General features: G+C 71.9%; 19 protein-coding genes. 13 read left to right on the forward strand and 6 right to left on the reverse strand.

The genetic code is table 11. The features are described from left to right. Window positions 1–8: 8 nt before the first annotated feature. The 3 genes from IE294_RS12075 to IE294_RS12085 form a co-directional block, all read right to left on the reverse strand. Complete coding sequence (locus IE294_RS12075) at window positions 9–1676, reverse strand: penicillin-binding transpeptidase domain-containing protein (RefSeq protein ID WP_189885137.1); 1668 nt, start codon at window positions 1674–1676, stop codon at window positions 9–11. 96 nt (window positions 1677–1772) lie between these two features. Beyond that, a complete protein-coding gene (locus tag IE294_RS12080; RefSeq protein ID WP_189885139.1) occupies window positions 1773–3407 on the reverse strand; it encodes a penicillin-binding transpeptidase domain-containing protein in 1635 nt (544 codons plus the stop codon). A 107-nt stretch (window positions 3408–3514) separates the two neighbouring features. After that, entirely contained in the window at window positions 3515–5272 is a 1758-nt protein-coding gene (locus IE294_RS12085) for a dolichyl-phosphate-mannose--protein mannosyltransferase (RefSeq protein WP_189885146.1), read from the reverse strand. A gap of 149 nt (window positions 5273–5421) precedes the next feature. Between IE294_RS12085 and rsmI the strand changes: the two genes are divergently transcribed. The 6 genes from rsmI to IE294_RS12115 all read left to right on the forward strand — a co-directional run bounded on the left by rsmI (window position 5422) and on the right by IE294_RS12115 (window position 11337). Further along, a complete protein-coding gene (rsmI, locus tag IE294_RS12090) occupies window positions 5422–6270 on the forward strand; it encodes a 16S rRNA (cytidine(1402)-2'-O)-methyltransferase (RefSeq protein WP_189885148.1) in 849 nt (282 codons plus the stop codon). A gap of 238 nt (window positions 6271–6508) precedes the next feature. Beyond that, window positions 6509–6922 carry a hypothetical protein gene (locus IE294_RS12095; RefSeq protein ID WP_189885150.1) on the forward strand — a complete coding sequence of 138 codons (414 nt, stop codon included), beginning with the start codon at window positions 6509–6511 and terminating at the stop codon, window positions 6920–6922. Window positions 6923–6969: 47 nt separating this feature from the next. Further along, a complete protein-coding gene (locus IE294_RS12100) occupies window positions 6970–7869 on the forward strand; it encodes a TatD family hydrolase (RefSeq protein WP_014673219.1) in 900 nt (299 codons plus the stop codon). Window positions 7870–8046: 177 nt separating this feature from the next. Continuing rightward, a complete protein-coding gene (locus tag IE294_RS12105) occupies window positions 8047–9402 on the forward strand; it encodes a resuscitation-promoting factor (protein WP_189885152.1) in 1356 nt (451 codons plus the stop codon). 175 nt (window positions 9403–9577) lie between these two features. Then, window positions 9578–10447 (forward strand): 16S rRNA (adenine(1518)-N(6)/adenine(1519)-N(6))-dimethyltransferase RsmA, encoded by an 870-nt coding sequence (gene rsmA / locus IE294_RS12110; protein WP_189885154.1) that lies wholly within the window; start codon window positions 9578–9580, stop codon window positions 10445–10447. Then, window positions 10444–11337 (forward strand): 4-(cytidine 5'-diphospho)-2-C-methyl-D-erythritol kinase, encoded by an 894-nt coding sequence (locus tag IE294_RS12115; protein WP_189885156.1) that lies wholly within the window; start codon window positions 10444–10446, stop codon window positions 11335–11337. The genes rsmA and IE294_RS12115 overlap by 4 nt, the downstream gene beginning before the upstream one ends. 12 nt (window positions 11338–11349) lie before the next feature. Here the strand turns inward: IE294_RS12115 and IE294_RS12120 are convergent, their stop codons facing one another. Continuing rightward, on the reverse strand, window positions 11350–11979 hold the full coding sequence (locus IE294_RS12120; RefSeq protein WP_229917137.1) for a Uma2 family endonuclease: 630 nt from the start codon (window positions 11977–11979) through the stop codon (window positions 11350–11352). A gap of 171 nt (window positions 11980–12150) precedes the next feature. On the opposite strand from IE294_RS12120, the gene IE294_RS12125 reads away from it, so the two are divergent. From IE294_RS12125 to IE294_RS12140, 4 genes are all read left to right on the forward strand, one after another. Next, window positions 12151–13959, forward strand: a complete 1809-nt coding sequence (locus tag IE294_RS12125) for an ABC-F family ATP-binding cassette domain-containing protein (protein ID WP_189885158.1) — start codon at window positions 12151–12153, stop codon at window positions 13957–13959. Between the two features lie 235 nt (window positions 13960–14194). Then, a complete protein-coding gene (locus IE294_RS12130) occupies window positions 14195–16075 on the forward strand; it encodes an outer membrane protein assembly factor BamB family protein (RefSeq protein WP_189885160.1) in 1881 nt (626 codons plus the stop codon). A 103-nt stretch (window positions 16076–16178) separates the two neighbouring features. Next, window positions 16179–17972, forward strand: coding sequence for an outer membrane protein assembly factor BamB family protein (locus IE294_RS12135; protein WP_189885162.1), 1794 nt, complete (start codon window positions 16179–16181; stop codon window positions 17970–17972). 168 nt (window positions 17973–18140) lie between these two features. Further along, window positions 18141–18830 (forward strand): helix-turn-helix transcriptional regulator, encoded by a 690-nt coding sequence (locus IE294_RS12140; protein WP_189885164.1) that lies wholly within the window; start codon window positions 18141–18143, stop codon window positions 18828–18830. Between the two features lie 179 nt (window positions 18831–19009). On the opposite strand, the gene IE294_RS12145 is transcribed toward IE294_RS12140, so the two are convergent. Further along, the gene (locus IE294_RS12145; RefSeq protein WP_189885166.1) at window positions 19010–19357 is read right to left on the reverse strand and encodes a hypothetical protein; all 348 of its coding nucleotides are present in this window, start codon (window positions 19355–19357) and stop codon (window positions 19010–19012) included. Window positions 19358–19377: 20 nt separating this feature from the next. Then, window positions 19378–21096: a sodium:solute symporter family protein gene (locus IE294_RS12150; RefSeq protein WP_189885168.1), complete on the reverse strand. Its 1719-nt coding sequence runs from the start codon at window positions 21094–21096 to the stop codon at window positions 19378–19380. A 194-nt stretch (window positions 21097–21290) separates the two neighbouring features. Between IE294_RS12150 and galT the strand changes: the two genes are divergently transcribed. The 3 genes from galT to galK are packed head-to-tail and all read left to right on the forward strand — an operon-like array spanning window position 21291 to window position 24465. After that, complete coding sequence (galT, locus tag IE294_RS12155; RefSeq protein WP_189885170.1) at window positions 21291–22352, forward strand: galactose-1-phosphate uridylyltransferase; 1062 nt, start codon at window positions 21291–21293, stop codon at window positions 22350–22352. Further along, window positions 22349–23311: a UDP-glucose 4-epimerase GalE gene (galE, locus tag IE294_RS12160; RefSeq protein WP_189885172.1), complete on the forward strand. Its 963-nt coding sequence runs from the start codon at window positions 22349–22351 to the stop codon at window positions 23309–23311. The genes galT and galE overlap by 4 nt, the downstream gene beginning before the upstream one ends. After that, a complete protein-coding gene (galK, locus tag IE294_RS12165) occupies window positions 23311–24465 on the forward strand; it encodes a galactokinase (RefSeq protein ID WP_189885174.1) in 1155 nt (384 codons plus the stop codon). Before galE ends, galK begins: the two co-directional genes overlap by 1 nt. Window positions 24466–24483: the final 18 nt, after the last annotated feature.

Here is a 24483-nt window from a genome sequence, read left to right on the forward strand (position 1 = left end):
CGAGCCGGTCAGCTCCCGAGCTTCAGCAGCTTCGCCACGATCGGGCCGGCCGTGTCACCGCCGTGCCCGCCCGCCTGGACCACGCCGGCGGCGGCGAGGTCGCCCCGGTAGGCGGTGAACCAGCCGTTCGGCTTCTTCTGCCCGTCGACCTCCGCCGAGCCGGTCTTCGCGCCGTAGTCCGGGCCGAGCCCCGACATCGCCTCGGCGGCCGTGCCGTACGCGGCCGTGTACCGCATCAGCTCGCGCAGCTGGGACAGCGTCTTCGACGACAGGGTGCGGGAAGCGGTGGCCAGCGTGCGGTGGTCCACGGACGGCGAGACCAGGTACGGCTGGTGGAAGGTGCCCGACTTCACGGTCGCCGCCACGGAGGCCATGTTCAGCGGGTTCATGCGCACCCCGCCCTGCCCGATCAGCGAGGCCGCCATCTGCGCCGCCGACTGCACCGGCACCGAGCCGTCGAAGGTGGGCACGCCGATCGCCCAGTTGTTCATGGACAGCCCGAAGACCTGCTGGGCCTGCTTGGTCAGGTCGTCGTTCTTCAGCTTCTTCGCCTGGCTGATGAAGGCGGTGTTGCAGGACCGGGCGAAGCTCGCCTTGAAGGTGCCGCCCTTGATCTCGAAGTCGTCGTCGTTGTGGAACTTCCAGCCGCCGTAGGTGACCGTCTTGGGGCAGGGATGCGGCTTGTCCGCCGACGCCAGGCCCTTGTCGATCAGCAGCGACGACGTGATGACCTTCATCGTGGAGCCGGGCGCGAGGGCGCCCTGGAAGGCGGTGTTGAAGCCGTGCCCGCTGTTGGCGACCGCGAGGATCTCGCCGGTCGAGGGCCGCAGCGCGACCACCGAGGCACGCGCGCGCTCCGCCACCTGCTGCTCGGCGGCGGCCTGGAGGGCGGGGCTGAGCGTCGTCCTCACGGTGCCCGGGGTGCCCTTGCTCAGCTCGACCAGCGTCTTGTCGGAGAGCTTGGCGTCCTGGGCCGCCTTGCCGCGCACCACGCGCAGTTCGACGCCCGCCGTGCCGCCCGCCTTCTTGCCGTACTTCTCCCGCAGCCCGTCCAGCACCGTGCCGAGGGACGGGTACTTGGCGCTCGTGATCTCGCCGCCGTCGCGGTCCAGCGCCTTGACCGGCGGGGTGCCGGACGCGCCGGTCACGAGCGTGTCGCCGTCCCGCAGTTCCGGGTGGACCACGGCGGAGTGCCAGTCGACCAGCGGCTCGCCGTCGCTCGCCCGGCGCACCACCGTGAGCGAACTGTCGTAGGCCAGGGGCTTGCTGAGGCCCTGGTAGGCCACCGTGGCCTTCACGGTGAACGGCACCTTCGCGCCCTTCACCGTCCCCGGGGTGAGCGTGACGTCCTTGAGGTGGGCTTCCTTGGTGTAGCCGGTGAGCGCCTTCCCGGCGGCGGCGGGGTCGTCGGTGGCGTCCGCCGCCCGGTCGGCCCTGCCCTGCTGCCAGGCGGTCAGGAAGCGGGTGGAGACCGTGTGGATCTCGGTGGCGGTGAGCGGGCCGGTCTTGACGGTCCTGTGGCCGGACGCGGCGGCGGACCGCTCGTCGGCCGCGGCACCGCCGTCGTACAGCGCGTAGACGCCGAACCCGGCACCGCCGACCACCACGGCGATCATCCCGCCGAGTACGGCGGGTCGGGTCTTGCGTCGCTCGGCGACGCGCCTTCTCTTGCCCACAGCCTCAGTTCCTCCGCGCCTTTCCCAGGGTCCCCGCAGCCCTCACATTCCCCAACGACGGCAATCACCTTAAAGTCCCCGTCTCCCCGGGTGACGTCAGCCCGCGTTCCGTAGCACGCTTGCGACAATCGGTCCGGCGGCGTCGATGCCGTGTCCGCCGTCCTGGACCATGGCCGCCGCGGCGACGTCGTCGCGGTAACCGGAGAACCAGCTGTCCGACCTGGTCTCCCCGTCGACCTCCGCGGAGCCGGTCTTCGCGCCGATGTCCCCGCCCATCCCGGCCATCACGCCGGCCGCGGTGCCGCTGCGCGCGGTGCGGTTCATCATGGCACGCAGTTGCTGGGCCGTGGCCGGCGACAGCCCGCGCGCGCGGGCCGGTTCACGGTCGTCCAGCTTCAGCGGCACGATCAGGGGCTGGTGGAAGCTGCCGGTCTTCGCGGTGGCCGTCACGGACGCCATGGTGAGCGGGCTCATCTGGACCTGGCCCTGGCCGATCAGGTTGGCCGCGGTGTCCGGGCCGCCGGAGGCCGGCACCCGGCCGTCGAACGTGGGCACGCCGATCTGCCAGTTGTTCCGCCCGAGCCCGAAGCGGTCCTCGGCCTCCCGGGTGAGGGAGTCGACCTTCACCTCGTCCGCGAACTTCACGAACGCCGTGTTGCAGGAGCGGGCGAAGCTGTCGGCGAGGGTGGCGTGCTCGTCCGGCACCAGGCCCTTGAGGTTCTGGAAGGTCTGGCTCTGCCAGACGGCCGACGGCGGGCAGGGCGCCGGCCCGTTCGCCGTGGTCAAGCCGTTGTCGATGAGGGTCGCCGCGCTGATGATCTTCATGGTGGAGCCGGGGGCGCGTTCGCCGAGGAGGGCCGCGTCGAAGCCGTCGTCGCGGTTGTTGGCGACGGCGAGTATCTCGCCGGTGCTCGGCTTGACGGCCACGACGGAGGACTCGGGGTACTTCAGCACGGCCTTCTCGGCCGCAGCCTGGGCGCTCGCGCTGAGTGTCGTGGGGAGCTTGCCGGGCTTGCCCTTGGCCAGGGTGAGCAGCGGGGTGTCCGCCACCTGGCTGCCGTCCGCCGCCGCCTGGTGGCGGATCACGAGTTCCACCCCGGGCCGGCCGCCGGTCTTGTCGCCGTACCGCCGGCGCAGCTCGTCCAGGATCGGACCGAGGGACGGGTACGTCACCCGGGTGAGCACCTTGCCGTCGCGGTCCACGGCCTCGATCTCCGGGGCGGCCGAGTCGCCGGTGGTGAGCGTGTCCCCCTTGCGCAGGCGCGGGTGGACGACGGAGGGCTGCCAGTCGACCAGCGCGCGGTGCGAGGTCTCGCCGCGTACGACGGTCAGCTCGCTGCGGTAGGACAGCGGCCGGGACACGCCGGCGTACGACACCGTCGCCTTCACCGTGAACGGCACCGTGTCGCCGGTGGCCCGGCCGGGCGTGATCCGTATCCCGCCGATGTGCGCGGTGCCGCCGTAGGCCGACAACAGCTCCTGGGCCGCCTCCGGGAAGTTCGTGTACGCGGCCGCGCCCGCCGCGTCGCCCTTCTCCCAGGCGGTGAAGAACGCGCCGGTCGTCTCCTTCACCTCGGAGCCGCTGGGCGGCCCGGTCCGCACGGCCGCCGAGCCTCCTGGGCCGTCGTCGCCGTTCAGTGCGGACGCGACGTTGTACAGCCCGTACCCGGCACCGCCGAGCAGCGTGACGCACACACCGCCGATGACGGCCGCCTTGACCCCGTTGCGCATGGCGCGCTTCCCCTCCCGTTCAGCCTGTTGAACATGTTCAAAACAGGTCGTGGGAGCACTGTAAGCGGTTGCGCCGCGACGGTGACAGGAGTTGTCGAAACCGTGACTCAGACCCAGGTGTCCAGCCACATCCGCGACCGCCACGAGTCGATCGGGATGGCCTGGCCGGTGTAGAGCGGCCAGAAGTAGATGAAGTTCCAGGCGATCAGGAGGACCAGGACCCCCGCCGCCGAGGCCCCGATCACGCGGCGGGTGTCGGTGGAACCTCGTGGGCCGATGATCGCGCCGATCATCATCGCCACCGCCAGGCACAGGAACGGCAGGAAGACGACCGCGTAGAAGAGGAAGATCGTCCGCTCCTGGTAGTGGAACCAGGGCAGGTACCCCGCCGCGATGCCGCAGGCGATGGCGCCGGCCCGCCAGTCGCGGCGGAACGCCCAGCGCCACAGCACGTAGAGGATCGCGAAGCAGGCCGCCCACCACAGCAGCGGCGTGCCGATCGCCAGCACCTCCCGGGCGCACTTCTGGCCCGCGTCCACCGGGCAGCCGTCGGCGCCGGGGGAGGGGGACTCGTAGAAGTACGACACCGGGCGGCCCAGCACGATCCAGCTCCACGGGTTGGACTGGTACGTGTGCGGCTGGTCGAGGTGGACGTGGAAGTTGTACACCTCGTGCTCGTAGTGCCACAGGCTGCGCAGCCAGTCCGGCAGGAAGGTCCAGGTGCCGCCCTTGCCGTCGGTGGCCGCCCAGTTGCGGTAGTAGCCGCCCGTGCCGTCGGCCGGGGAGAGGATCCAGCCGGTCCAGGAGACCAGGTAGACCGCCAGTGCCACCGGGACCGTCGCCACGAAGGCGGCACCGGTGTCGTACTTGAGGACGGCGAGGTACGGGCGGCGCGCACCCGCCACCTTGCGGGTGCCGACGTCCCACAGGACCGTCATCACGCAGAACGCGGCCAGGACGTACAGCCCGTTCCACTTCGTGCCCACGGCCAGGCCCAGCATCACCCCGGCCGTCCAGCGCCACGGGCGCCACCCGAAGCGGAAGGCGTCGGCGACCCGCTCGTCGGGCCGTACCCGCCCGTCCGGTCCGGTCGGCAGCGCGGCGGCCAGTCTCTCCCTGGCCCGGTCCCGGTCGACGACCAGGCAGCCGAACGCGGCCACCACGAAGAACATCAGCACGCCATCGAGCAGCGAGGTCCGGCTCATCACGAAGTGCAGGCCGTCCACGGCCATCAGCGCGCCCGCCAGGCAGCCGAGGAACGTCGAGCGGAACATCCGGCGGCCGATCCGGCACAGCAGCAGGACGGAGAGCGTGCCCAGCAGCGCCGTCATGAACCGCCAGCCGAACGGGTCGAACCCGAAGACCAGTTCCCCCAGGCCGATGACGTACTTGCCGACCGGCGGGTGCACCACGTACGCCGGGTCCGTCGGGATCGCCAGGTGCCCGTGCTGCTGGAGGACCATGTCGTTGGCGGTCTTGCCGTACCGGTCCCAGCTGACCTCGAAGCCGCGGTGGACGAGCGCCCACGCGTCCTTCGCGTAGTACGTCTCGTCGAATATCACCGCGCGCGGGCTGCCGAGGTTCCAGAACCGCATGACGCCCGCCATCAGCGTCACCAGCAGCGGCCCGCCCCAGCCCGACCACCGCGTGAGCCGCTCGGCGAGCAGCGGCGGCACGCCGAGCGCCCGCCACAGCCGGGGGCTCGGCTCGGCGTACGGCGGCACCAGCCGGTCGCGTACGTCGCCCGAGGGCGCGTCCGTGGCCGGCGCGTACCCGAATCGGCGCAGCCGGCGCTGCCACGACGGCCGGCGGTCGTGCGGTGCCTGGTCCTGCCGGAGGTCCATGGAGGACGCGGTAGTGGTCACCGCGCCATGGTAGGGAAACGTCCTGTGCGAGTCCCGTGCATGCGCGGTACCGGTCGGGACACGGTCGGGTTCGTCCCCGCGCACGGCCGCCCCGGCGACGGCCCCGGATCCCGGGGAAGCGGCCCGGGATCTCCTGGGAGGATGGGGGTGTGACTGGAACCCTTGTCCTGGCAGGTACCCCCATCGGCGACATCGCGGACGCGCCGCCCCGGCTCGCCGAGGAGCTGGCCGGCGCCGACGTGGTCGCCGCCGAGGACACCCGGCGGCTGCGCCGGCTCACCCAGGCGCTGGGCGTCACGCCCAAGGGCCGCGTGGTGTCGTACTTCGAGGGCAACGAGTCCGCCCGCACCCCGGAACTGGTCCAGGAGCTGCTCGGCGGCGCGCGCGTGCTGCTGGTGACCGACGCCGGCATGCCCTCCGTCTCCGACCCCGGATACCGGCTGGTCGCCGCCGCCGTCGAGCAGGACATCCGGGTCACCGCCGTGCCGGGGCCGTCCGCCGTGCTCACCGCGCTCGCCCTGTCCGGGCTCCCCGTCGACCGCTTCTGCTTCGAGGGCTTCCTGCCCCGCAAGGCAGGCGAACGGCTGTCCCGGCTGCGCGAGGTCGCCGGCGAGCGGCGCACCCTCGTCTACTTCGAGGCCCCGCACCGGCTCGACGACACCCTCGCCGCCATGGCCGAGGTCTTCGGCGCCGACCGGCGGGCCGCCGTCTGCCGGGAGCTGACCAAGACGTACGAGGAGGTACGGCGCGGTCCGCTGGCCGAGCTGGCGCGGTGGGCCGCGGAGGGCGTGCGCGGCGAGATCACCGTGGTGGTCGAGGGCGCGCCCGAGACCGGGCCCGAGGAACTCGACGCCGAGGAGCTGGTGCGCCGGGTGCGGGTCCGGGAGGAGGCCGGAGAGCGCCGCAAGGAGGCCATCGCGGCGGTGGCGGCGCAGGCGGGACTGCCGAAGAGGGTCGTGTTCGACGCGGTGGTGGCGGCCAAGCGCGCCACCGGGTGAGGCGGGTCGTCGCGTAGGCCCCCGCGTCCCCTCGGAGCGCCTGTGCGCGCCCCATGGGGGAGCAAAAGGCTGGCGTCGATGGCAAAGCACAGCCGTCTCATTCGCGGCCTTTTGGCAAGCGATGTCCAAATCGCCTCCAACACTCGACAGGCAGGCTGCGCTCGCGCCGGCGGAGGCGTCCACTGGTCGAAGGGACGCACCCGTCCAGAGGGACGGACCCGTCCGACAGGGAGCTGGCATGAGTGACATAGCAGGGCGGACCGGCCTCCGTGCCACAGCCGCAGCCGTCGTTCACGAGTCGTACTCGTTCGCCTGCATGCGCTGCGGGCACGGCTGGGAGCAGTCGTACGAGATAGAGCACCACACGAACGCGCAGGGGGAGGAGTTCGTGCTCTACGTGGCCGACGGCCAGGTCGTGCCGTCGCCGCTGAGCCGGCCGTCCTGCCAGAACTGCGACGGCCACGTAGTGCGGATCATGCGCGCGGGCCAGGTCTCCGCGGTGTGCGGCACGGCCGAGCGGCAGCACCACCGGGTGCCGCAGGCGGGCCCGGTCGAGACGCCGCAGGTGCCCGCGCGGGCCGTACCGGCCAGGACGCCGCACCACTGGCACCTGTCCGACCTCCTGCACCCGTTCCAGCGCAAGGCGGGCTGAGCGGATCGCCGGCCGTCGAGGGCGTGCCCCTTCCGTAGGATCGGAGCATGCCTTCGAACGCCGGTCAGAGCCCCAAGGACGCCGACAAGAACGCGGCACCGCCGCTGCCCCAGCCCTTGGCGGTGCCCGTCGCCGACTCCCACACCCACCTCGACATGCAGTCCGGCACGGTCGAGGAGGGCCTGGCGAAGGCCGCCTCGGTGGGCGTCACGACGGTCGTCCAGGTCGGCTGCGACCTCAAGGGCTCGCAGTGGGCCGCCGAGACCGCGGCAGCCCACGAGAACGTCCACGCCACCGTCGCCCTCCACCCCAACGAGGCCCCGCGCATCGTCCACGGCGACCCGGACGGGTGGTCGAGGCAGGGCGCCCGTGAGCCCGGCGGCGACGCGGCGCTGGACGAGGCCCTCGCCGAGATCGACCGGCTGGCCGGGCTGCCGCAGGTGAAGGGCGTCGGCGAGACGGGCCTGGACCACTTCCGCACCGGCCCCGAGGGCAAGGCCGCCCAGGAGCGGTCCTTCCGCGCCCACATCGAGATCGCCAAGCGGCACGGCAAGGCGCTCGTCATCCACGACCGCGACGCCCATGCCGACGTCCTCAGGATCCTCAAGGAGGAGGGCGCCCCCGAGCGCACCGTCTTCCACTGCTACTCCGGCGACGCCGAGATGGCCCGGATCTGCGCCCGCGAGGGCTACTTCATGTCCTTCGCCGGCAACGTCACCTTCAAGAACGCCCAGAACCTGCGGGACGCCCTCGCCGTCGCCCCGCCGGACCTGGTCCTCGTGGAGACCGACGCCCCCTTCCTCACCCCGGCGCCGTACCGCGGACGGCCCAACGCCCCGTATCTCATTCCGGTCACGGTCCGGGCGATGGCCGCCGTGCGCGGGGTCGACGAGGACGCGCTGGCGACGGCCCTCGCCGCGAACACGGCCCGTGCCTTCGGTTACTGACCGTTCCGCCCGAGGGACCGCCCGCCCGCCCGAGACACGGGTGGCCGCCCGTCCGGGGTGCTGACCGCCCGTTCGAGTAGCGACGCTCCGTAGTCGAGCCGCTTTGGAGAGTGACCGACGCTCCGCTAGGTTCTGGGGGCCCGATCCGGACCCCTCTGGCCCCTGGAGCGTGTCGGCGTGAGCACGTCGCCGTACGAGACGTACGACCCCTACGGCCCTGACGCCTCCGTCCCCACTGCGGAGACGCTGCCGTACGGCATCCCCGAGGACACCTACCGGCCCGCCTACGAGGCCGAGGCGTACTTCGTCACCGACCCGGCGCCGCCGCTGCCCCGGCAGACGCCGGCCCCCGAGGCCGAGGCGTCCGAGGCGTACGAGGCGTACGAGGAGACCGGCGGGCAGGCCCCGCGCCGACGCAAGGCGCGCTACGGCGAACGCCCGGATTCCACCGTGCGCCGCCTGCTGCCCCAGGCGCTGGTCGTGGCCTTCCTGGCCGGCGGCACCACCGCCTTCGTCGCCAACGACAAGGCGGTCGAGCTGAGCGTCGACGGCAGACAGCGCAGCCTGCACACGTTCGCCGACGACGTGAGCGAGCTGCTCGCCGAGGAGGGCGTACGCGTGGGGGCGCACGACATGATCGCGCCCGCTCCCGGCACGGCGCTCGCCAGCGGCGACGCGGTCGCGGTGCGCTACGGGCGCCCGGTACGGCTCACCCTGGACGGCCGACGGCGCGAGGTGTGGACGACGGCGCGCACGGTGGAGGGCGCGCTGGACGAGCTGGGGGTGCGCGCCGAGGGCGCGTATCTGTCGACCTCGCGCTCCCAGCGCATCGGCCGCGCCGGGCTCGCCCTCGACGTGCGCACCGAACGCGCGGTCACGGTCCTGGCGGACGGCCGGACCCGCACCGTCCGCACCAACGCGGCCACCGTCCGGGAAGCGGTCGAGGAGGCCGGGATCACGCTGCGCGGCCAGGACACCACCTCCGTCCCGCCGGACAGCTTCCCGCGCGACGGGCAGACGGTGACCGTGCTGCGGGTCAGCAGCACCCGGGAGATCCACGAGGAGCAGATCCCGTTCGCGGTGGAGCGGACCGCGGACCCCACGGTTTTCCAGGGCACCGAGGTCGTCGCCCGCCCCGGGCAGCCGGGACTGCGCCGGACCACCTACTACGTGCGCACCGTCAACGGGGTACGGCAGAAGCCGCGCCCGGAGAGGTCGGAGGTGGTGCGCGAGCCGCGCGCACAGGTGATCAAGGTGGGCACCAGGCCCCGGCCGCCCTCCGTGCGCGACGCCGACGGCCTGAACTGGCGCGCGCTCGCCGTCTGCGAGTCCGGCGGCCGGCCCGACGCGGTCGACCCCTCCGGGACGTACGGCGGGCTGTACCAGTTCGACACCCGCACCTGGCAGAGCCTCGGCGGCAAGGGTCGCCCCCAGGACGCCTCGGCGGAAGAACAGACGTACCGGGCGAAGAGGCTGTATATCCGGCGGGGGGCGAGCCCGTGGCCGCACTGCGGGGTGAGGCTGCGGGGGTAGGGCCGACGGGGCTGGGCGGGCGCGCGTGCGGGTCGCGTCGTGCGACTGCGCCGCGCGGACGCGCCGTGCGGCACAGGCCGTCGCCCGGCCGCGGGCCCGTCGTGGCCGCTCGCGCGGTTCCCCGGGTGCGGAGCACCTGGCAACCCGGCCCGGTACGGCCCCGTACCCTTGTCCCGTGAGTAGCCCCACCCCCGATTCCCTCCTCGGTCCCGCCGACATCCGCGAGCTCGCGGCGGCGCTCGGTGTCCGTCCCACCAAGCAGCGCGGCCAGAACTTCGTGATCGACGCCAACACGGTCCGCCGTATCGTGCGTACCGCCGAGGTCCGCCCCGACGACGTGGTCGTCGAGGTCGGCCCGGGGCTGGGCTCGCTCACCCTCGCGCTGCTGGAGACCGCCGACCGTGTCACCGCCGTGGAGATCGACGACGTCCTCGCCGCCGCCCTGCCCGCCACCATCGCCGCGCGCATGCCGGACCGCGCCGACCGCTTCGCGCTGGTCCACTGCGACGCCATGCACGTCACCGAGCTGCCCGGACCCGCGCCCACGGCCCTGGTGGCGAACCTGCCGTACAACGTCGCCGTCCCCGTGCTGCTGCACATGCTCGACACCTTCCCGAGCATCGAGCGGACGCTGGTGATGGTGCAGTCCGAGGTCGCCGACCGGCTCGCCGCCGCACCCGGCAACAAGGTGTACGGCGTGCCGTCCGTGAAGGCCAACTGGTACGCCGACGTGAAGCGCGCCGGGGCCATCGGGCGCAACGTCTTCTGGCCCGCGCCGAACGTCGACAGCGGGCTGGTGTCCCTGGTGCGACGGGCCGAGCCGATCAAGACCACCGCCTCCAGGACCGAGGTCTTCGCCGTCGTCGACGCGGCCTTCGCCCAGCGCCGCAAGACCCTGCGGGCCGCGCTCGCCGGCTGGGCCGGGTCCGCGGCGGCGGCCGAGGCGGCCCTGGTCGCGGCCGGGGTCTCGCCGCAGGCGCGCGGCGAGTCGCTGACCGTGGAGGAGTTCGCGCGGATCGCCGAACACAAGGAGGCGGGCGCGTGAGCGTCACGGTACGGGTCCCGGCCAAGGTCAACGTCCAGCTCGCGGTCGGCGCCGCCCGCCCCGACGGCTTCCACGACCTCGCCAACGTCTTCCTCGCCGTCGGACTGTACGACGAGGTCACGGTGACCCCCGCGGACGAACTCCGGATCACCTGCGAGGGCCCGGACGCCGCCCAGGTCCCGCTGGACCGCACCAACCTCGCCGCGCGCGCCGCGATCGCGCTCGCCGCGCGCCGGGGGATCGAACCGAACGTCCACGTCCACATCGCCAAGGACATCCCGGTCGCCGGTGGCATGGCGGGCGGCAGCGCGGACGGCGCGGGCGCGCTGCTCGCCTGCGACCGGCTGTGGGGCACGGGTGCCTCGCGCGCCGAACTGCTCGCGATCTGCGCCGAGCTGGGCAGTGACGTGCCGTTCAGCCTGGTCGGCGGGGCGGCGCTGGGAGTGGGGCGCGGGGAGCGGCTGACCTCGCTGGAGACCGGCGGCACCTTCCACTGGGTCTTCGCGATGGCCGGGCGGGGGCTGTCGACCCCGGCGGTGTTCCGCGAGTTCGACCGGCTGGCCGAGGGGCGGGAGATCCCGGAGCCGGTGGCGTCGGCGGAGCTGCTGGGGGCGCTGGCGAAGGGGGACGCCGAGGCGCTGGCCGCGTCCGTCTCCAACGATCTCCAGTCGGCCGCGCTGTCCCTCTTCCCGGAGCTGTCCGACACGCTGGCGGCGGGGCGCGGGGCGGGTGCGCTCGCCGCGCTGGTCTCCGGTTCCGGTCCTACGACGGCGTTCCTCGCGCGGGACGCCGAGTCGGCGCAGAAGGTGGCCGGGGCCCTGCGGGCGTCGGGGACGTGCGGGGCGGTGCGGACCGCGGGGGGGCCGGTGGCGGGGGCGACGGTGCTCTGAGCGGTGGGTGGCTCAGAGGGAGTCGATCTCCGTCAGGTCGATGTCGATGTCGAACGGGACCGACAGCTTCAGCCGGTCGTGGTGGATGCCGGTGACGGCGTAGCTCTTGGTCACCGGATCACGCTCGTACACGTAGACGACCGGCCGCTCGTCCTCTCCCACCATCTCCACCAGCCAGAAGTGATCGATCCCCGCGGCTGCGTACTTGCGCGGTTTGGTGTCACGGTCGCGGGACTCCGAATCCGGCGAGACCACCTCCACGGCGAGGAGGACATCGGCGGCTCGGAACGATGTCTGGCTGCGGCTGGCGACCGCCTCTGAGCGGAGCACGGAGACGTCCGGCTCGGGCCCGTTCTTGCGGTCGATGACAACGGTCATCTCGCGGCGGACCTTGAACCTCGTAGGCACTGTACGGCGGAGGCCACTCACCAGCAGGTCGATAACAATGCTGTGGAAATCCCGCTGCGGGCTCACAAAGACCAGGCTCCCGTCGATCAACTCGGTGTGCGGCGGGAGGCCGGGCAGGGTGAACAGGTCGTCCACCGTCCAGCCGCCCGCCGGAGGCACCGGCCACCGCGCGGACGGCTCGTCGTCGGGCGCGGCGGCCTCGGAGATCGGCTCGGCGGTCATGGTTCCTCCCATGGACGGGATCCTGCGGCCTGCCTTCCCACCGTAGCGGCCCTTTACCGATCACGTCATCACAAAGAGTGACAACCCCCTCGCGCCCCGCCCTCACCCCCGCAGGCCCTACGCTAGAAGGCTGACCCACGCGGCGGAGCCGCACGTCGAAACAGCCCCGCGCACAGGAGTGAAATGGCCGTCAACCTGGTCAATGTCGAGAACGTCAGCAAGGTGTACGGCACCCGTGCCCTGCTGGACGGTGTCTCGCTCGGTGTGCAGGAAGGGGACCGGATCGGAGTCGTCGGACGCAACGGCGACGGCAAGACCACCCTCATCCGGATGCTCGCCAAGCTGGAGGAGGCCGACACCGGACGCGTCACGCACTCCGGCGGACTGCGGACCGGCGTGCTCACGCAGCACGACTCCCTCGACCCCGCGGCCACCGTGCGTCACGAGGTCATCGGTGACCTGGCCGACCACGAGTGGGCCGGCAACGCGAAGGTCAGGGACGTACTGACCGGGCTGTTCGGCGGGCTGGACCTGCCCGGCTTCCCGAAGGGGCTGGACACCGTCATCGGCCCGCTGTCCGGTGGCGAGCGGCGCCGGATCGCGCTGGCCAAGCTGCTCATCGAGGAGCAGGACCTGCTCGTCCTGGACGAGCCCACCAACCACCTCGACGTCGAGGGCATCGCCTGGCTCGCCCGGCACCTCCAGAACCGGCGCTCGGCGCTGGTGTGCGTGACGCACGACCGGTGGTTCCTGGACCAGGTGTGCACGCGCATGTGGGACGTGCAGCGCGGTGATGTGTACGAGTACGAGGGCGGCTACTCCGACTACGTCTTCGCCCGTGCCGAGCGCGAGCGGATCGCCGCGACCGAGGAGGCCAAGCGGCAGAACCTGATCCGCAAGGAGCTGGCGTGGCTGCGGCGGGGCGCCCCCGCCCGTACCTCCAAGCCGCGCTTCCGCGTGGAGGCCGCCAACGAGCTGATCGCGGACGTTCCCCCGCCCCGGGACAGCAGCGAGCTGATGAAGTTCGCCTCCTCCCGGCTCGGCAGGACCGTCTTCGACCTGGAGGATGTCACCGTGCAGGCCGGGCCGAAGGTGCTGCTCAAGCACGTCACCTGGCAGCTCGGCCCGGGCGACCGGATCGGCCTCGTCGGGGTCAACGGCGCCGGGAAGACCTCGCTGCTGCGGGCCATGGCCGAGGCCGCGCGGACGGAGGGCGAGGAGCAGCCCGCCGGTGGCCGTATCGCCGTCGGGAAGACCGTCAAGCTCGCCTACCTCTCCCAGGAGGTCGCCGAGCTCGACCCAACCTGGCGGGTGCTGGAGGCCGTGCAGCAGGTCCGGGAGCGCGTCGACCTCGGCAAGGGGCGCGAGATGACGGCCGGACAGCTCTGCGAGACGTTCGGCTTCACCAAGGAGAAGCAGTGGACGCCGGTCGGGGACCTCTCCGGCGGTGAGCGGCGGCGGCTCCAGCTCCTGCGGCTCCTCATGGACGAGCCCAACGTCCTCTTCCTGGACGAGCCCACCAACGACCTCGACATCGAGACGCTCACCCAGCTGGAGGACCTCCTCGACGGCTGGCCCGGCTCGATGATCGTCATCTCCCACGACCGGTTCTTCGTGGAGCGGACGACGGACCGGGTGTTCGCCCTGCTCGGTGACGGCACGCTGCGGATGCTGCCGCGCGGCATCGACGAGTACCTGGAGCGGCGGCAGCGGATGGAGGAGGCGGTCGCCACGCAGGCCGCCGCCGCGGCGCCCAAGCCGGTCACGCAGGAGAAGAGCGCGGCCGACCAGCGCGCGGCGAAGAAGGAACTCCAGAAGATCGAGCGCCAGTTGGACCGGATCTCCGAGAAGGAGTCCAAGCTGCACGCCCGGATCGCCGACAACGCCACCGACTTCGCGAAGGTCGCCGAACTCGACGCCCAGTTGCGGGACCTCGCCGGGGAGCGCGAGGAACTGGAGCTGCGCTGGCTGGAACTGGCGGAGGACGCCTGATCCTTCACGCCCGCTCACGCAGGGGGCGCGAGCGCCGCGTGAAGGGGGCGTGAAGGCGCGTAACGGCGGCATCACGGGCCGGTCGTCCCTTGGGAACAGGGGAGGAAACGGCCCCGTGTGCTGTCTGCACCGGGTGATAGAAAGAGCCGTCTGAGAACTGTCTGAGAACGACCTTGAGTCCGTCGCGAACCTCAGGGCGTGGCTAAAAATCAGTGAACGAGGGGGAAGAGCGCTGATGACCCAGCCGCCCGACCAGCCGCCGCAGGGCGGATTCGGACCACCGCAGGACCAGCCGCCGGGGGACCGGCCTCCGCAGGACCGGCCGCCGCGGGCCGACGGTTTCGGCCCGGCCCCGCAGACGCCCCCGGCGCAGGGTGGGTTCGGTCCCGCTCCGCAGACGCCGCCGGTGCAGGGTGGGTTCGGTCCCGCTCCGCAGACGCCGCCGGCGCAGGGTGGTTTCGGCGCGCCCCAGCCGCCCGCCGGTCCTCCGCAGCAGCCCCCGCAGCCCCCGCCGGGCTACGGCTATCCGCAGCAGCCCCAGCAGCCGGGCCCGTACGGCTCCGCCCCCGGCCCCTACGGCTATCCGCAGCAGCCCGGCCCGTACGGCGCACCGCAGCCCGGCTACGGCCACCCGCAGCAGCCGCCGTACCCGGGCATGCCCGGCGCCGCGCCCGGCGGGCCCCTCGACGGCAGGCCGGCCGGCCGGAAGAAGACCGCGCTGATCACCGGGTCCGCGGTCGCCGCGCTGCTCGTCATCGGCGGCACGGTGTTCGCGGTCACCGGCGGCGACAGCGGCGGCGGCGGGAAGAAGAAGCCGGTCGCCCAGCAGAGCGACGACCCCAAGAACTCCGCCACCGCCTCGCCGACCACGTCCGGCGGCGGTGAGGACCCGGAGAACCTCAACAAGGGCCGCCGGCCCGGCGAGGCGAAGGTGCTCTGGTACAAGCCGGCGCCGGACGCCCCGGCCTCCGGCGCCGACGCGCCCGGCATGTGGATCACCGGCGACACGGCGGTGAAGGCGGCCTACAAGCAGGTCTTCGCCTTCCGCACCGGGGACGGCGGCACCGCCTGGGGGCCGCTCGCCCTCCCGCAGAAGATCTGCGCGGTCACCCCGCAGAAGTCGGCCGACGACAAGATCGTCGTGGCGTACATGAACGGCGGCGGCGACCGCGCCAAGTGCAACCAGCTCCAGCAGCTCGACCTGCGCACCGGCGAGAAGGGCTGGAGCGCCGAGGTCGCCGACGGCGGGCTGTTCGACAGCGCGCTCACCGTCGAACTGACGCTCAGCGGCAAGACGTTGATGGTGGGCCGTTCGCAGTCGGGCACGGCGTACGACGTCGACAGCGGCGAGAAGCTGTACGACAAGAAGAAGTACGGCGCGGCCTGCTTCCCGGCCGCCTTCGCGGGCGGCACCGGCCGGCTGATCCAGGTGGCCTCCTGCGGCGCCGGCACCGCCAAGGAGCACGAGGAGATCCAGGAACTCGACCCGGCCACCGGCAAGGTGCGCTGGACCCAGCCGGTCAAGCAGGGCTGGGAGGTGACCCGGACCTACTCGGTCGACCCGCTCGTGGTCTACCTGACCAACCGGGACAAGAAGACCTGGAACATCTCCACGTTCACCAAGGACGGCACGTTCCGCTCCGAGGTGAAGGTGAACGAGAAGTTCGCCCCCCGCTGCGGCTGGGCCGTCCTCGAACGCGAGTTGCAGGGATGCCAGGGCGTCGTCGTCGACGCCGGCATGCTCTACCTGCCCACCGACTCCACCGTCAGCGCCAACGAGATCGTCGCGATCAGCCTCTTCGACGGCAAGGCGAAGTGGCGGGTGAAGTCCCCGGTGGACCAGCCGATGGAGCCGGTGAAGGTCGAGGGCGGCAAGCTCATCGCGTACGTGCAGCCGTCGTACGACGCGGGCGGCCGGGTGGTGTCGGTGCCGGTCGCCGGCTCCTCCCACCGGACGACCACGCTCTTGCAGAACCCGCAGGGCGCCGCCCGGGTCGAGGACACCTTCTACGACGGGGTCGTCGACTGGGCCGGCGGGCGGTTCTTCATCTCCTCGGGCCGGCTGTCCGGCGACGACGACTCGAAGGAGCAGCTCATGATGGCGTTCGGCAACTGAGTCCGGCGCACCGCCGAGGCCGGCCCCCGTGCCGGCCGCGGCCCGTCCTTCCCGAGTCCCGTCCGCCGTACGGCCTTCCGAGCGTCACCGAGGTACCCGCGTCATGACCCAGCCGCCCCCGCCACCCCCGAACCAGCCGCCCGGCCAGCCGCCGGCGCAGCCCCCGCAGCCGCCTGCCCAGCCGCCGCAGCAGCCGCAGCCGGGCTACGGCTATCCGTCGGTCCCGCCCCCGCAGCCCGGTTACGGCTACCCGGGCGCGCAGCACAACCCCTACGCGCAGCAGCCCCCGGCCCCCACCGCCCCGCAGTTCCCCGGCTACGGCGCCCAGCCGCCCAACCCCTACGCCCAGCCCACGCAGCCCATGCAGGGCATGCAGCCGGGTTACGGGCATCCCGGCCAGGGACAGCCGCCGACCGTGCCGATGGCGCCCCGGCCGGGGGCGGGCGGCGGCGGGCGGAACAACACCGTGCTGCTCATCGTCGTCGCGGCGGTCGTCGCCATCGCGCTGATCGTCGGCGGCGGCATCTGGTACGCCAAGTCCTCCGGGGGCGACGGCAAGCACGACACCGCGTCCTCCGGCGGCGGCACCGGCGGCCCGAACGACAAGGGCTCCGGGGGCACGACCGGCGGTGGCGGCAAGGAGAAGGCGCCCGCCGACCCGTCCTCCCGGCTGCTCTTCGGGGTGCCGCTGCCCAAGGCGGACGACACGGTCAGCACCGCGGGCTCATGGCTGACGGACACGGTGTACGCCAAGAGCGGCATCGCGGAGATCGTCGGCTACGACCCGGTGAAGGGCACCGAGCTGTGGACGGTCAAGCTGCCCGGCCCGGTCTGCGCGGCCGGCAAGCACGTCGACGAGGACGGCCGGACGGCGATCGCCTTCCAGCCGAAGATGCCGGAGAAGGGCTCCTCCGCGGGGTGCAGCCAGGTGGCCGCGATCGACCTCACCACGGGGAAGAAGCTGTGGACGAAGTCGGTCAAGTCCGGTGACTACCCGGTCACCTTCGCCAATGTGACGGTCGCTCAGCACACCGTCGCGGTCGGCGGCTCCAACGGCGGTGCCGCGTTCGACATCGAGTCCGGCAAGACGCTGTGGCAGCCGAAGCCGGACGACACCTGCTACGACGAGGGGTACGGCGGCGGCACCCGGCTGGTCGCGGTGCGCAAGTGCGGGCAGTACGACGACCCGCAGCTCACCGTCCAGACCCTCGACCCGGTCAGCGGCAAGGTGATCTCCGAGTACCGGATGCCCGACGGTGTCGCGTACGCCTCCGTCGTCTCCACCGACCCGCTGGTGGTCGCGGCCGACGTCGGCCAGAGCGCGGGTGACGGCAGCGGTGTCTCGGACTACTTCTCCATCGACGACCGGACCGGCAAGCTGCTCGCCCGCATCCCGGCGCCCGGCGACACCTACGGGGGCCGCTGCGACGGCACCACCCGCGTCGAGGACTGCCGGCAGATCGTGGCGGGCAACGGCAGGCTGTACCTGATGACCGAGGCGCACGACGGCAAGGGCGAGTACACCCGGACCAACGAGATCGTCGCCTTCGACCTGAAGACCGGCAAGCCGACCGGCCAGCGCGCCGAGGCCGGCGACGGATACACGCTCTCCCCGCTGCGCATGGACGGCGGCCACCTGATCGCCTACAACGCGCCGCCGTACAACAAGGGCGGCCAGGTCGTCAGCATCGACGGCGGCTCGTTCAAGGTGACCAAGCTGCTGGAGAACCCGTCCACGAAGAGCGTGCGGGACTCCGAGGTCAACCTGCTGCCGGAGTACGCGGAATTCCGCTTCGGCAAGGGCCGGCTGTACATGTCCGCCGTCTTCGCCAAGGAGCGGGACATGTCGTCGTACAGCAAGGAGTACCTCGTGATGGCGTTCGGCACGGACGGCTGATCCGCCGGCCCCACCCGAATGAGTGACTTGCCGAGAAGTGCCCCGGATTTCATCGATCCGGGGCACTTCTCATGAAGAGGGGCAGCGCTACGTCGAACAAGCGTGTAGCTTCCGGGGGCATGAAGGGCGGGGGTGCCGGGGGTGCCGGGGGGACTGGGGGGTTGCTCTATGGGAGTGCGGCTCATGGTCGTGGACGACCATCGGCTGCTCGCGGAGGCGCTGGCGTCCGCGCTCAAGCTGCGCGGGCACCGGGTGCTCGCCGCGGCGGCGCCGGCCGCGGGCGCGGCGGACCTCGTGATCGCGCGGGCGCCCGAGGTGTGCCTGCTGGGCACGGCGGCACCGGCCGAGCCGGGGATCTTCGACCCGGTGGTCAAGATCAAGCGGGAGCGTCCGCAGGTGGCGGTGCTGGTGCTGGGCCCCGTGCCGTCACCGCGCGGGATCGCGGCGGCCTTCGCCGCGGGGGCGTCGGGGTACGTGCGGCAGGACGAGCGGATCGAGGGGGTCGAGCGGGCCATCATGAAGGCCCGGGCCGGGGAGGCGGCGGTGGCCCCGCAACTGCTCCAGGGGGCCTTCGGCGAGCTGCTGAATCCCGCCGCACAGCCCGATGACGAGGCCCAGCGGCTGCTGGAGATGCTGACGCCGCGGGAGGCCGAGGTGCTGGTGCGGGTGGCCGACGGCGAGGACACGCGGCGGATCGCGGCGGGGATGGGCATCGCACCGAGCACGGCGCGTACGCATGTCCAACGGGTGCTGATGAAACTGGGCGTGGGCTCCCGGCTGGAGGCGGCGGCCCTGGCGGCCCGCACGGGATTGCTGGACCGCGCGGGCCCCGCGCGGGGCGCCGGCGGCCCTGACTAGGCACCCTCTGCCGGGGCGGGGTGGGGTCGCTTGCCCGCGCTGACGGGGTGCCGCCTGCGGGCATGCCGGCCGATGGCGACCGCACGTGCCCGGGGGCGCGGGGAACTGCGCGACCAGCCCCCGCGCGCCCGCGGTCGGCGTACGGCCCGCAGCGCAACGGCGAGCCCCCGCCTCCGGCGCTACTCCGCCCGCTCTTCCGGCAGAACCTCCGGAGGAGCCGGCGGTGTGGGCCGCAGCTTCAGCCAGGCCAGGAAGAAGATGCCCAGGAGCAGCATGCCGATCCCGGTCCACAGATTGATGTTCACGCCCTCGGCCTTGTCGATCGCGGCCTGCGAGTCGGTGATCCCGGTGATCGTGACGATGACGCCGTAGACCACGAAGAGTCCGCCGATGATGCGCCGCAGGTCGAAGATGCGCGCCGCGGTCGCCGACTTGGTCTCCAGCTCGGAGACCTCCCGCAGGACGTCCTGCTCGGTGTAGTGCAGCGGGCGACGAGCCTGCTCGGGGTGCTCAGGATGCTCGGTCATGGTTCCTCGATCCTCCCGCGTCAGAACGAGAACGGGATGTAGCAGACGGCGGCCAGCACGACCGCGCCCCAGCCCAGCAGGGCCGGCTTGCGGTACCACGCGTCGTCGCCCGCGGCGGGCGCTTCGGACATGCCGGGGGTGGGGGTGCCCCCGGACGGAGTCTGGGGGAGGGTGCCGTAGACCAGGCCCTGCAACTCCTCCACCGGCTTCGGCTTGGTGAACAGGGACACCGCGACCATCACCACCGCGCCGGCGACGAAGCCCGCGATGGCGCAGACGAAGTTGGCGCCCTGGTCGGTCGGGATGGAGATGATGCCCTTCTTGTAGAGGACGAAGTAGTTGACCATCGCGGTCACGGTGCCGGCGAGCAGGCCCCAGAAGCCGGACTTCGCGGACGCCCGCTTCCAGAACATGCCGACGATGAAGACGACGAACATCGGCACGTTGAAGAAGGAGAACAGCGTCTGGAGGTAGCTCATGATGTTCGAGAACGAGGACGCCAGGAACGCCGTGCCGACGGAGGCGCAGACGCCGATCGCGGTGATCAGCCGGCCGAAGCGGACGTAGTAGCCGTCCTCGCGTCCCCGCACCACGTACTTCGCCCAGATGTCGTTGGTGAACACGGTGTTGAAGGACGACACGTTCGCCGCCATGCCCGCCATGAAGGCCGCCAGCAGACCGGTGACGGCGATGCCGAGCACGCCGTTGGGCAGCAGCTCCTGCATCAGGAAGGGGATGGCGTCGTTGTACTGGTAACCGGAGGCGGCGCTGCCGAACTTCGGGACGATCGCGGCGGCGACCAGGCCGGGGATCATCACCAGGAAGACGATGAAGATCTTGGGGTAGGCCGCGATGAGCGGCGTGCGCTGACCCGCCGAGAGGTTCTTCGCGGACAGGGCGCGCTGCACCTCGGTGAAGTTGGTGGTCCAGTAGCCGAAGGAGAGCACGAAGCCGAGGCCGAGGACGATGGTCAGCCAGTTCGCGCCGAGCGGGTTGGCGTGCCCGATGCCGGTGCCGCCCCACGCGGTGGTGAAGTCGGCGCCGTGGGTCGCGGTGAGCTTGTCGGTCAGGCCGCCCCAGCCGCCGACCTTCTTCAGGCCGAGGATGGTGATCGGGATCAGCGCGGCCAGGATCACGAAGAACTGGAGGACCTCGTTGTAGATCGCCGAGGACAGGCCACCGAGGGTGATGTACGCGAGGACGAACGCGCCGGCGACGACGATGGCGACCCACTGCGGCCAGCCGAGCAGGGCCTCGACGACGATCGCGAGGGCGTAGAGGTTGACGCCCGCGATCAGGACGGCGGCGAACGCGAACAGGATCGAGCTGAGCAGGTGGGCGCCCCGGTCGAAGCGCAGCAGCAGGAACTCGGGGACCGAGCGGACCTTGCTGCCGTAGTAGAAGGGCATCATCACCAGGCCGAGGAAGACCATGGCGGGGATGGCGCCGATCCAGTACCAGTGGACGGTGTAGGCGCCGTACTGGGCGCTGTTCGCGGCCATGCCGAGGATCTCGGTGGCCGCCAGGTTCGCCGAGATGAAGGCGAGGCCGGTGATCCAGGCGGGCAGTGAGCGTCCGGAGAGGAAGAAGTCGAGGCTCGTCTTGACCGAGCGGCGGGCCGCGAAGCCGATGCCCAGGACGACGACGAAGTAGATCGCCAGGATCGTGTAGTCCAGCCAGTTGGTGGGGAGTCGTAGCTCCGCCGCCAGATAGGTGGGGGCGTATGTGGGGGTTTGCATGAGAACTCGCTTCGTTGCGCGAACTGATCCAGAGCGGAACCTACGCCTCCGTGTTCGATATTTGAACACTCCAGCTGGTGTCCTTTGTTTGATTGTGATCGACCAAGGTGTTGTGGAGTTGTGGTCTGTTATGTTTGTTTGTGTTGAGTGATTGGGTGCGGACACACCCGTAGGGCCCGAACAAGGAGTCCGGCGTGAAGAAGACCTCGACCCGGCTGGCCGACGGTCGTGAGCTGATCTACTACGACCTGCGGGACGACACCGTGCGCGACGCGGTCGACCGGCGCCCGCTGGACCGTACGGTCACCACCTCCGAGATCCGCCGCGACCCGCTGCTCGGCGACTCGGTCGCCGTGGCCTCGCACCGCCAGGGCCGCACCTACCACCCGCCGGCCGACGAGTGCCCCCTGTGCCCCACCCGCGGCGACCGGCTCAGCGAGATCCCGGACTCCTCGTACGACGTCGTCGTCTTCGAGAACCGGTTCCCCTCCCTCGCCGGCGACTCCGGCCGCTGCGAGGTCGTCTGCTTCACCTCCGACCACGACGCCTCCTTCGCGGACCTCGGCGTCGAGCAGGCGCGGCTGGTGCTCGACGCGTGGACGGACCGCACGTCGGAGCTGTCGCATCTGCCCGCCGTCGAGCAGGTCTTCTGTTTCGAGAACCGCGGTGCCGAGATCGGTGTGACCCTCGGCCACCCGCACGGGCAGATCTACGCCTACCCCTTCACCACCCCGCGCACCGCGCTGATGCTCCGCTCGCTCGCGGCCCACAAGGAGGCCACCGGCGGGGAGAACCTGTTCGACGCCGTCCTGGAACGGGAACTCGCCGGCGAGCGGGTCGTCCTTGAGAGTGAACACTGGGCGGCCTTCGTGCCGTACGCGGCGCACTGGCCGTACGAGGTCCACCTGTACCCCAAGCGCCGCGTGCCCGACCTGCTCGCCCTGGACGAAGCGGCCCGCACAGAGTTCCCCCAGGTCTATCTGGAACTCTTGAGGCGCTTCGACCGGATCTTCGGCGAGGGGGAGCCGCCCACGCCGTACATCTCGGGCTGGCACCAGGCCCCGTTCGGCGCGCTGGAGGAGTTCGACGGTGTCACGCGCGACGACTTCGCGCTCCACCTAGAGCTTTTCACCATCCGCCGTACTTCCGGCAAGCTGAAGTTCCTCGCGGGTTCCGAGTCCGGCATGAGCGTGTTCATCAACGACGTGCCGCCGGAGCGCGCGGCCGAGCGACTGCGAGAGGTAGCGAGTTCATGAAGTACCTGGTGACGGGTGGCGCGGGATACGTAGGCAGTGTGGTGGCCCAGCACCTGCTGGAGGCCGGCCACGAGGTCACCGTCCTCGACAACCTCTCCACCGGCTTCCGCGCGGGCGTCCCGGCCGGCGCGGCCTTCATCGAGGGCGACATCCGCGACGCCGCCAAGTGGCTCGACCCCTCCTTCGACGGCGTGCTGCACTTCGCCGCGTTCTCCCAGGTCGGCGAGTCGGTGGTGAAGCCCGAGAAGTACTGGGACAACAACGTCGGCGGCAGCATGGCCCTGCTCGCCGCGATGCGCGAGGCCGGTGTCCGCAAGCTCGTCTTCTCCTCCACCGCCGCGACCTACGGCGAGCCGGAGCGGACCCCGATCCCGGAGACCGCGCCGACGCGGCCCACCAGTCCCTACGGCGCCTCCAAGCTCGCCGTCGACCACATGATCACCGGCGAGGCGCACGCGCACGGCCTGGCGGCGGTCTCCCTGCGCTACTTCAACGTGGCGGGCGCGTACGGCGCGTACGGCGAGCGGCACGACCCCGAGTCGCACCTGATCCCGCTGGTCCTCCAGGTCGCCCAGGACCGCCGCGACGCGATCTCGGTCTTCGGCGACGACTACCCGACCGCCGACGGCACCTGCGTCCGCGACTACATCCACGTCGCCGACCTGGCCGAAGCCCACCTGCTGGCCGTCCGGGCCGCCACCCCGGGCGAGCACCTGATCTGCAACCTCGGCAACGGCAACGGCTTCTCCGTCCGCCAGGTCATCGAGACCGTCCGCGAGGTCACCGGCCACCCGATCCCCGAGGTGGTGGCCCCGCGCCGGGGCGGCGACCCGGCGGTCCTGGTCGCCTCCGCGGACACCGCCCGCGAGAAACTGGGCTGGAACCCGACCCGCGCGGATCTCGCGGGCATCGTCGCGGACGCGTGGGAGTTCGCGCAGAGCATCACAAGGGAGCACTAGTGGGTGCACAGCAGGTCGCGGAGCGTTTCGCCGAGCTGTACGGGGCCGAGCCGGAGGGCGTGTGGGCGGCGCCCGGCCGGGTCAACCTCATCGGTGAGCACACCGACTACAACGACGGCTTCGTCATGCCGTTCGCGCTGCCGCACCAGGCGGTCGCCGCGGTCTCCCGCCGTGACGACGGCGTCCTGCGCCTGCACTCGGAGGACGTCGAGGGCGGGGTCGTGGAGCTGCGGCTGGACGCCCTCGCCCCGCAGACCGACCGGGAGTGGACGGCGTACCCGGCGGGCGTCGTCTGGGCGCTGCGCGAGGCGGGTCACGAGGTGACCGGCGCCGACGTCCACCTGTCCTCGACGGTCCCGACGGGCGCGGGCCTGTCCTCGTCGGCCGCGCTGGAGGTCGTGATCGCCCTGGCGCTGAACGACCTGTACGACCTCGGCCTCCAGCGCTGGAAGCTGGCCCGCCTGTGCCAGCGCGCCGAGAACGTCTACGTCGGCGCGCCGACCGGGATCATGGACCAGACGGCGTCGGCCTGCTGCGAGCAGGGCCACGCGCTGTTCCTGGACACCCGTGACCTGTCCCAGCAGCAGATCCCCTTCGACCTCGTGGCCGAGGGCCTGCGCCTGCTGGTGGTCGACACCCAGGTCAAGCACGCCCACAGCGGCGGCGAGTACGGCAAGCGCCGGGCCGGCTGCGAGAAGGGCGCGGCCCTGCTCGGCGTCGACGCCCTGCGGGACATCCCCTACGACGGCCTGGACGCGGCCCTCGCCCGCCTCGGCGACGAGGAGGAGGTCATCCGTCTGGTCCGCCACGTGGTCACGGAGGACGAACGGGTCGAACGCACCGTCGCCCTGCTGCGCGCCGGCGACATCCGCGCCATCGGCCCGGTCCTCACCGAGGGCCACGCCTCCCTGCGCGACGACTTCCGCATCTCCTGCCCGGAGCTGGACCTGGTCGTCGACACGGCCCTGGCCGCCGGCGCCCTGGGCGCCCGCATGACCGGCGGCGGCTTCGGCGGCTCGGCGATCGTCCTGGCGGAGGCGGCCGACGTGGACACCCTGACCAAGGCGGTCGAAGAGGCCTTCGCGGCGGCGGACTTCAAGACTCCGCGAGTCTTCGAGGCGGTCCCTTCGGCGGGGGCCCGGCGGCTCGTCTGAGTCCCCGTCAGCCGATTA

Origin of the sequence: Streptomyces canarius, from assembly GCF_014650735.1 — a bacterium.
GTDB classification, from domain to species: Bacteria; Actinomycetota; Actinomycetes; order Streptomycetales; family Streptomycetaceae; genus Streptomyces; species Streptomyces olivaceoviridis.

Bases quoted from the DNA above. Each gene is read 5' to 3' on its own strand.
- IE294_RS12080 (WP_189885139.1), bottom strand. From the start codon at position 3,407: ATGCGCAACGGGGTCAAGGCGGCCGTCATCGGCGGTGTGTGCGTCACG.
- IE294_RS12145 (WP_189885166.1), bottom strand. From the start codon at position 19,357: ATGACCGAGCATCCTGAGCACCCCGAGCAGGCTCGTCGCCCGCTGCAC.
- IE294_RS12135 (WP_189885162.1), top strand. From the start codon at position 16,179: ATGACCCAGCCGCCCCCGCCACCCCCGAACCAGCCGCCCGGCCAGCCG.
- IE294_RS12130 (WP_189885160.1), top strand. From the start codon at position 14,195: ATGACCCAGCCGCCCGACCAGCCGCCGCAGGGCGGATTCGGACCACCG.
- IE294_RS12125 (WP_189885158.1), top strand. From the start codon at position 12,151: ATGGCCGTCAACCTGGTCAATGTCGAGAACGTCAGCAAGGTGTACGGC.
- IE294_RS12150 (WP_189885168.1), bottom strand. From the start codon at position 21,096: ATGCAAACCCCCACATACGCCCCCACCTATCTGGCGGCGGAGCTACGA.
- galE (WP_189885172.1), top strand. From the start codon at position 22,349: ATGAAGTACCTGGTGACGGGTGGCGCGGGATACGTAGGCAGTGTGGTG.
- IE294_RS12095 (WP_189885150.1), top strand. From the start codon at position 6,509: ATGAGTGACATAGCAGGGCGGACCGGCCTCCGTGCCACAGCCGCAGCC.
- IE294_RS12120 (WP_229917137.1), bottom strand. From the start codon at position 11,979: ATGGGAGGAACCATGACCGCCGAGCCGATCTCCGAGGCCGCCGCGCCC.
- IE294_RS12140 (WP_189885164.1), top strand. From the start codon at position 18,141: ATGGGAGTGCGGCTCATGGTCGTGGACGACCATCGGCTGCTCGCGGAG.
- IE294_RS12100 (WP_014673219.1), top strand. From the start codon at position 6,970: ATGCCTTCGAACGCCGGTCAGAGCCCCAAGGACGCCGACAAGAACGCG.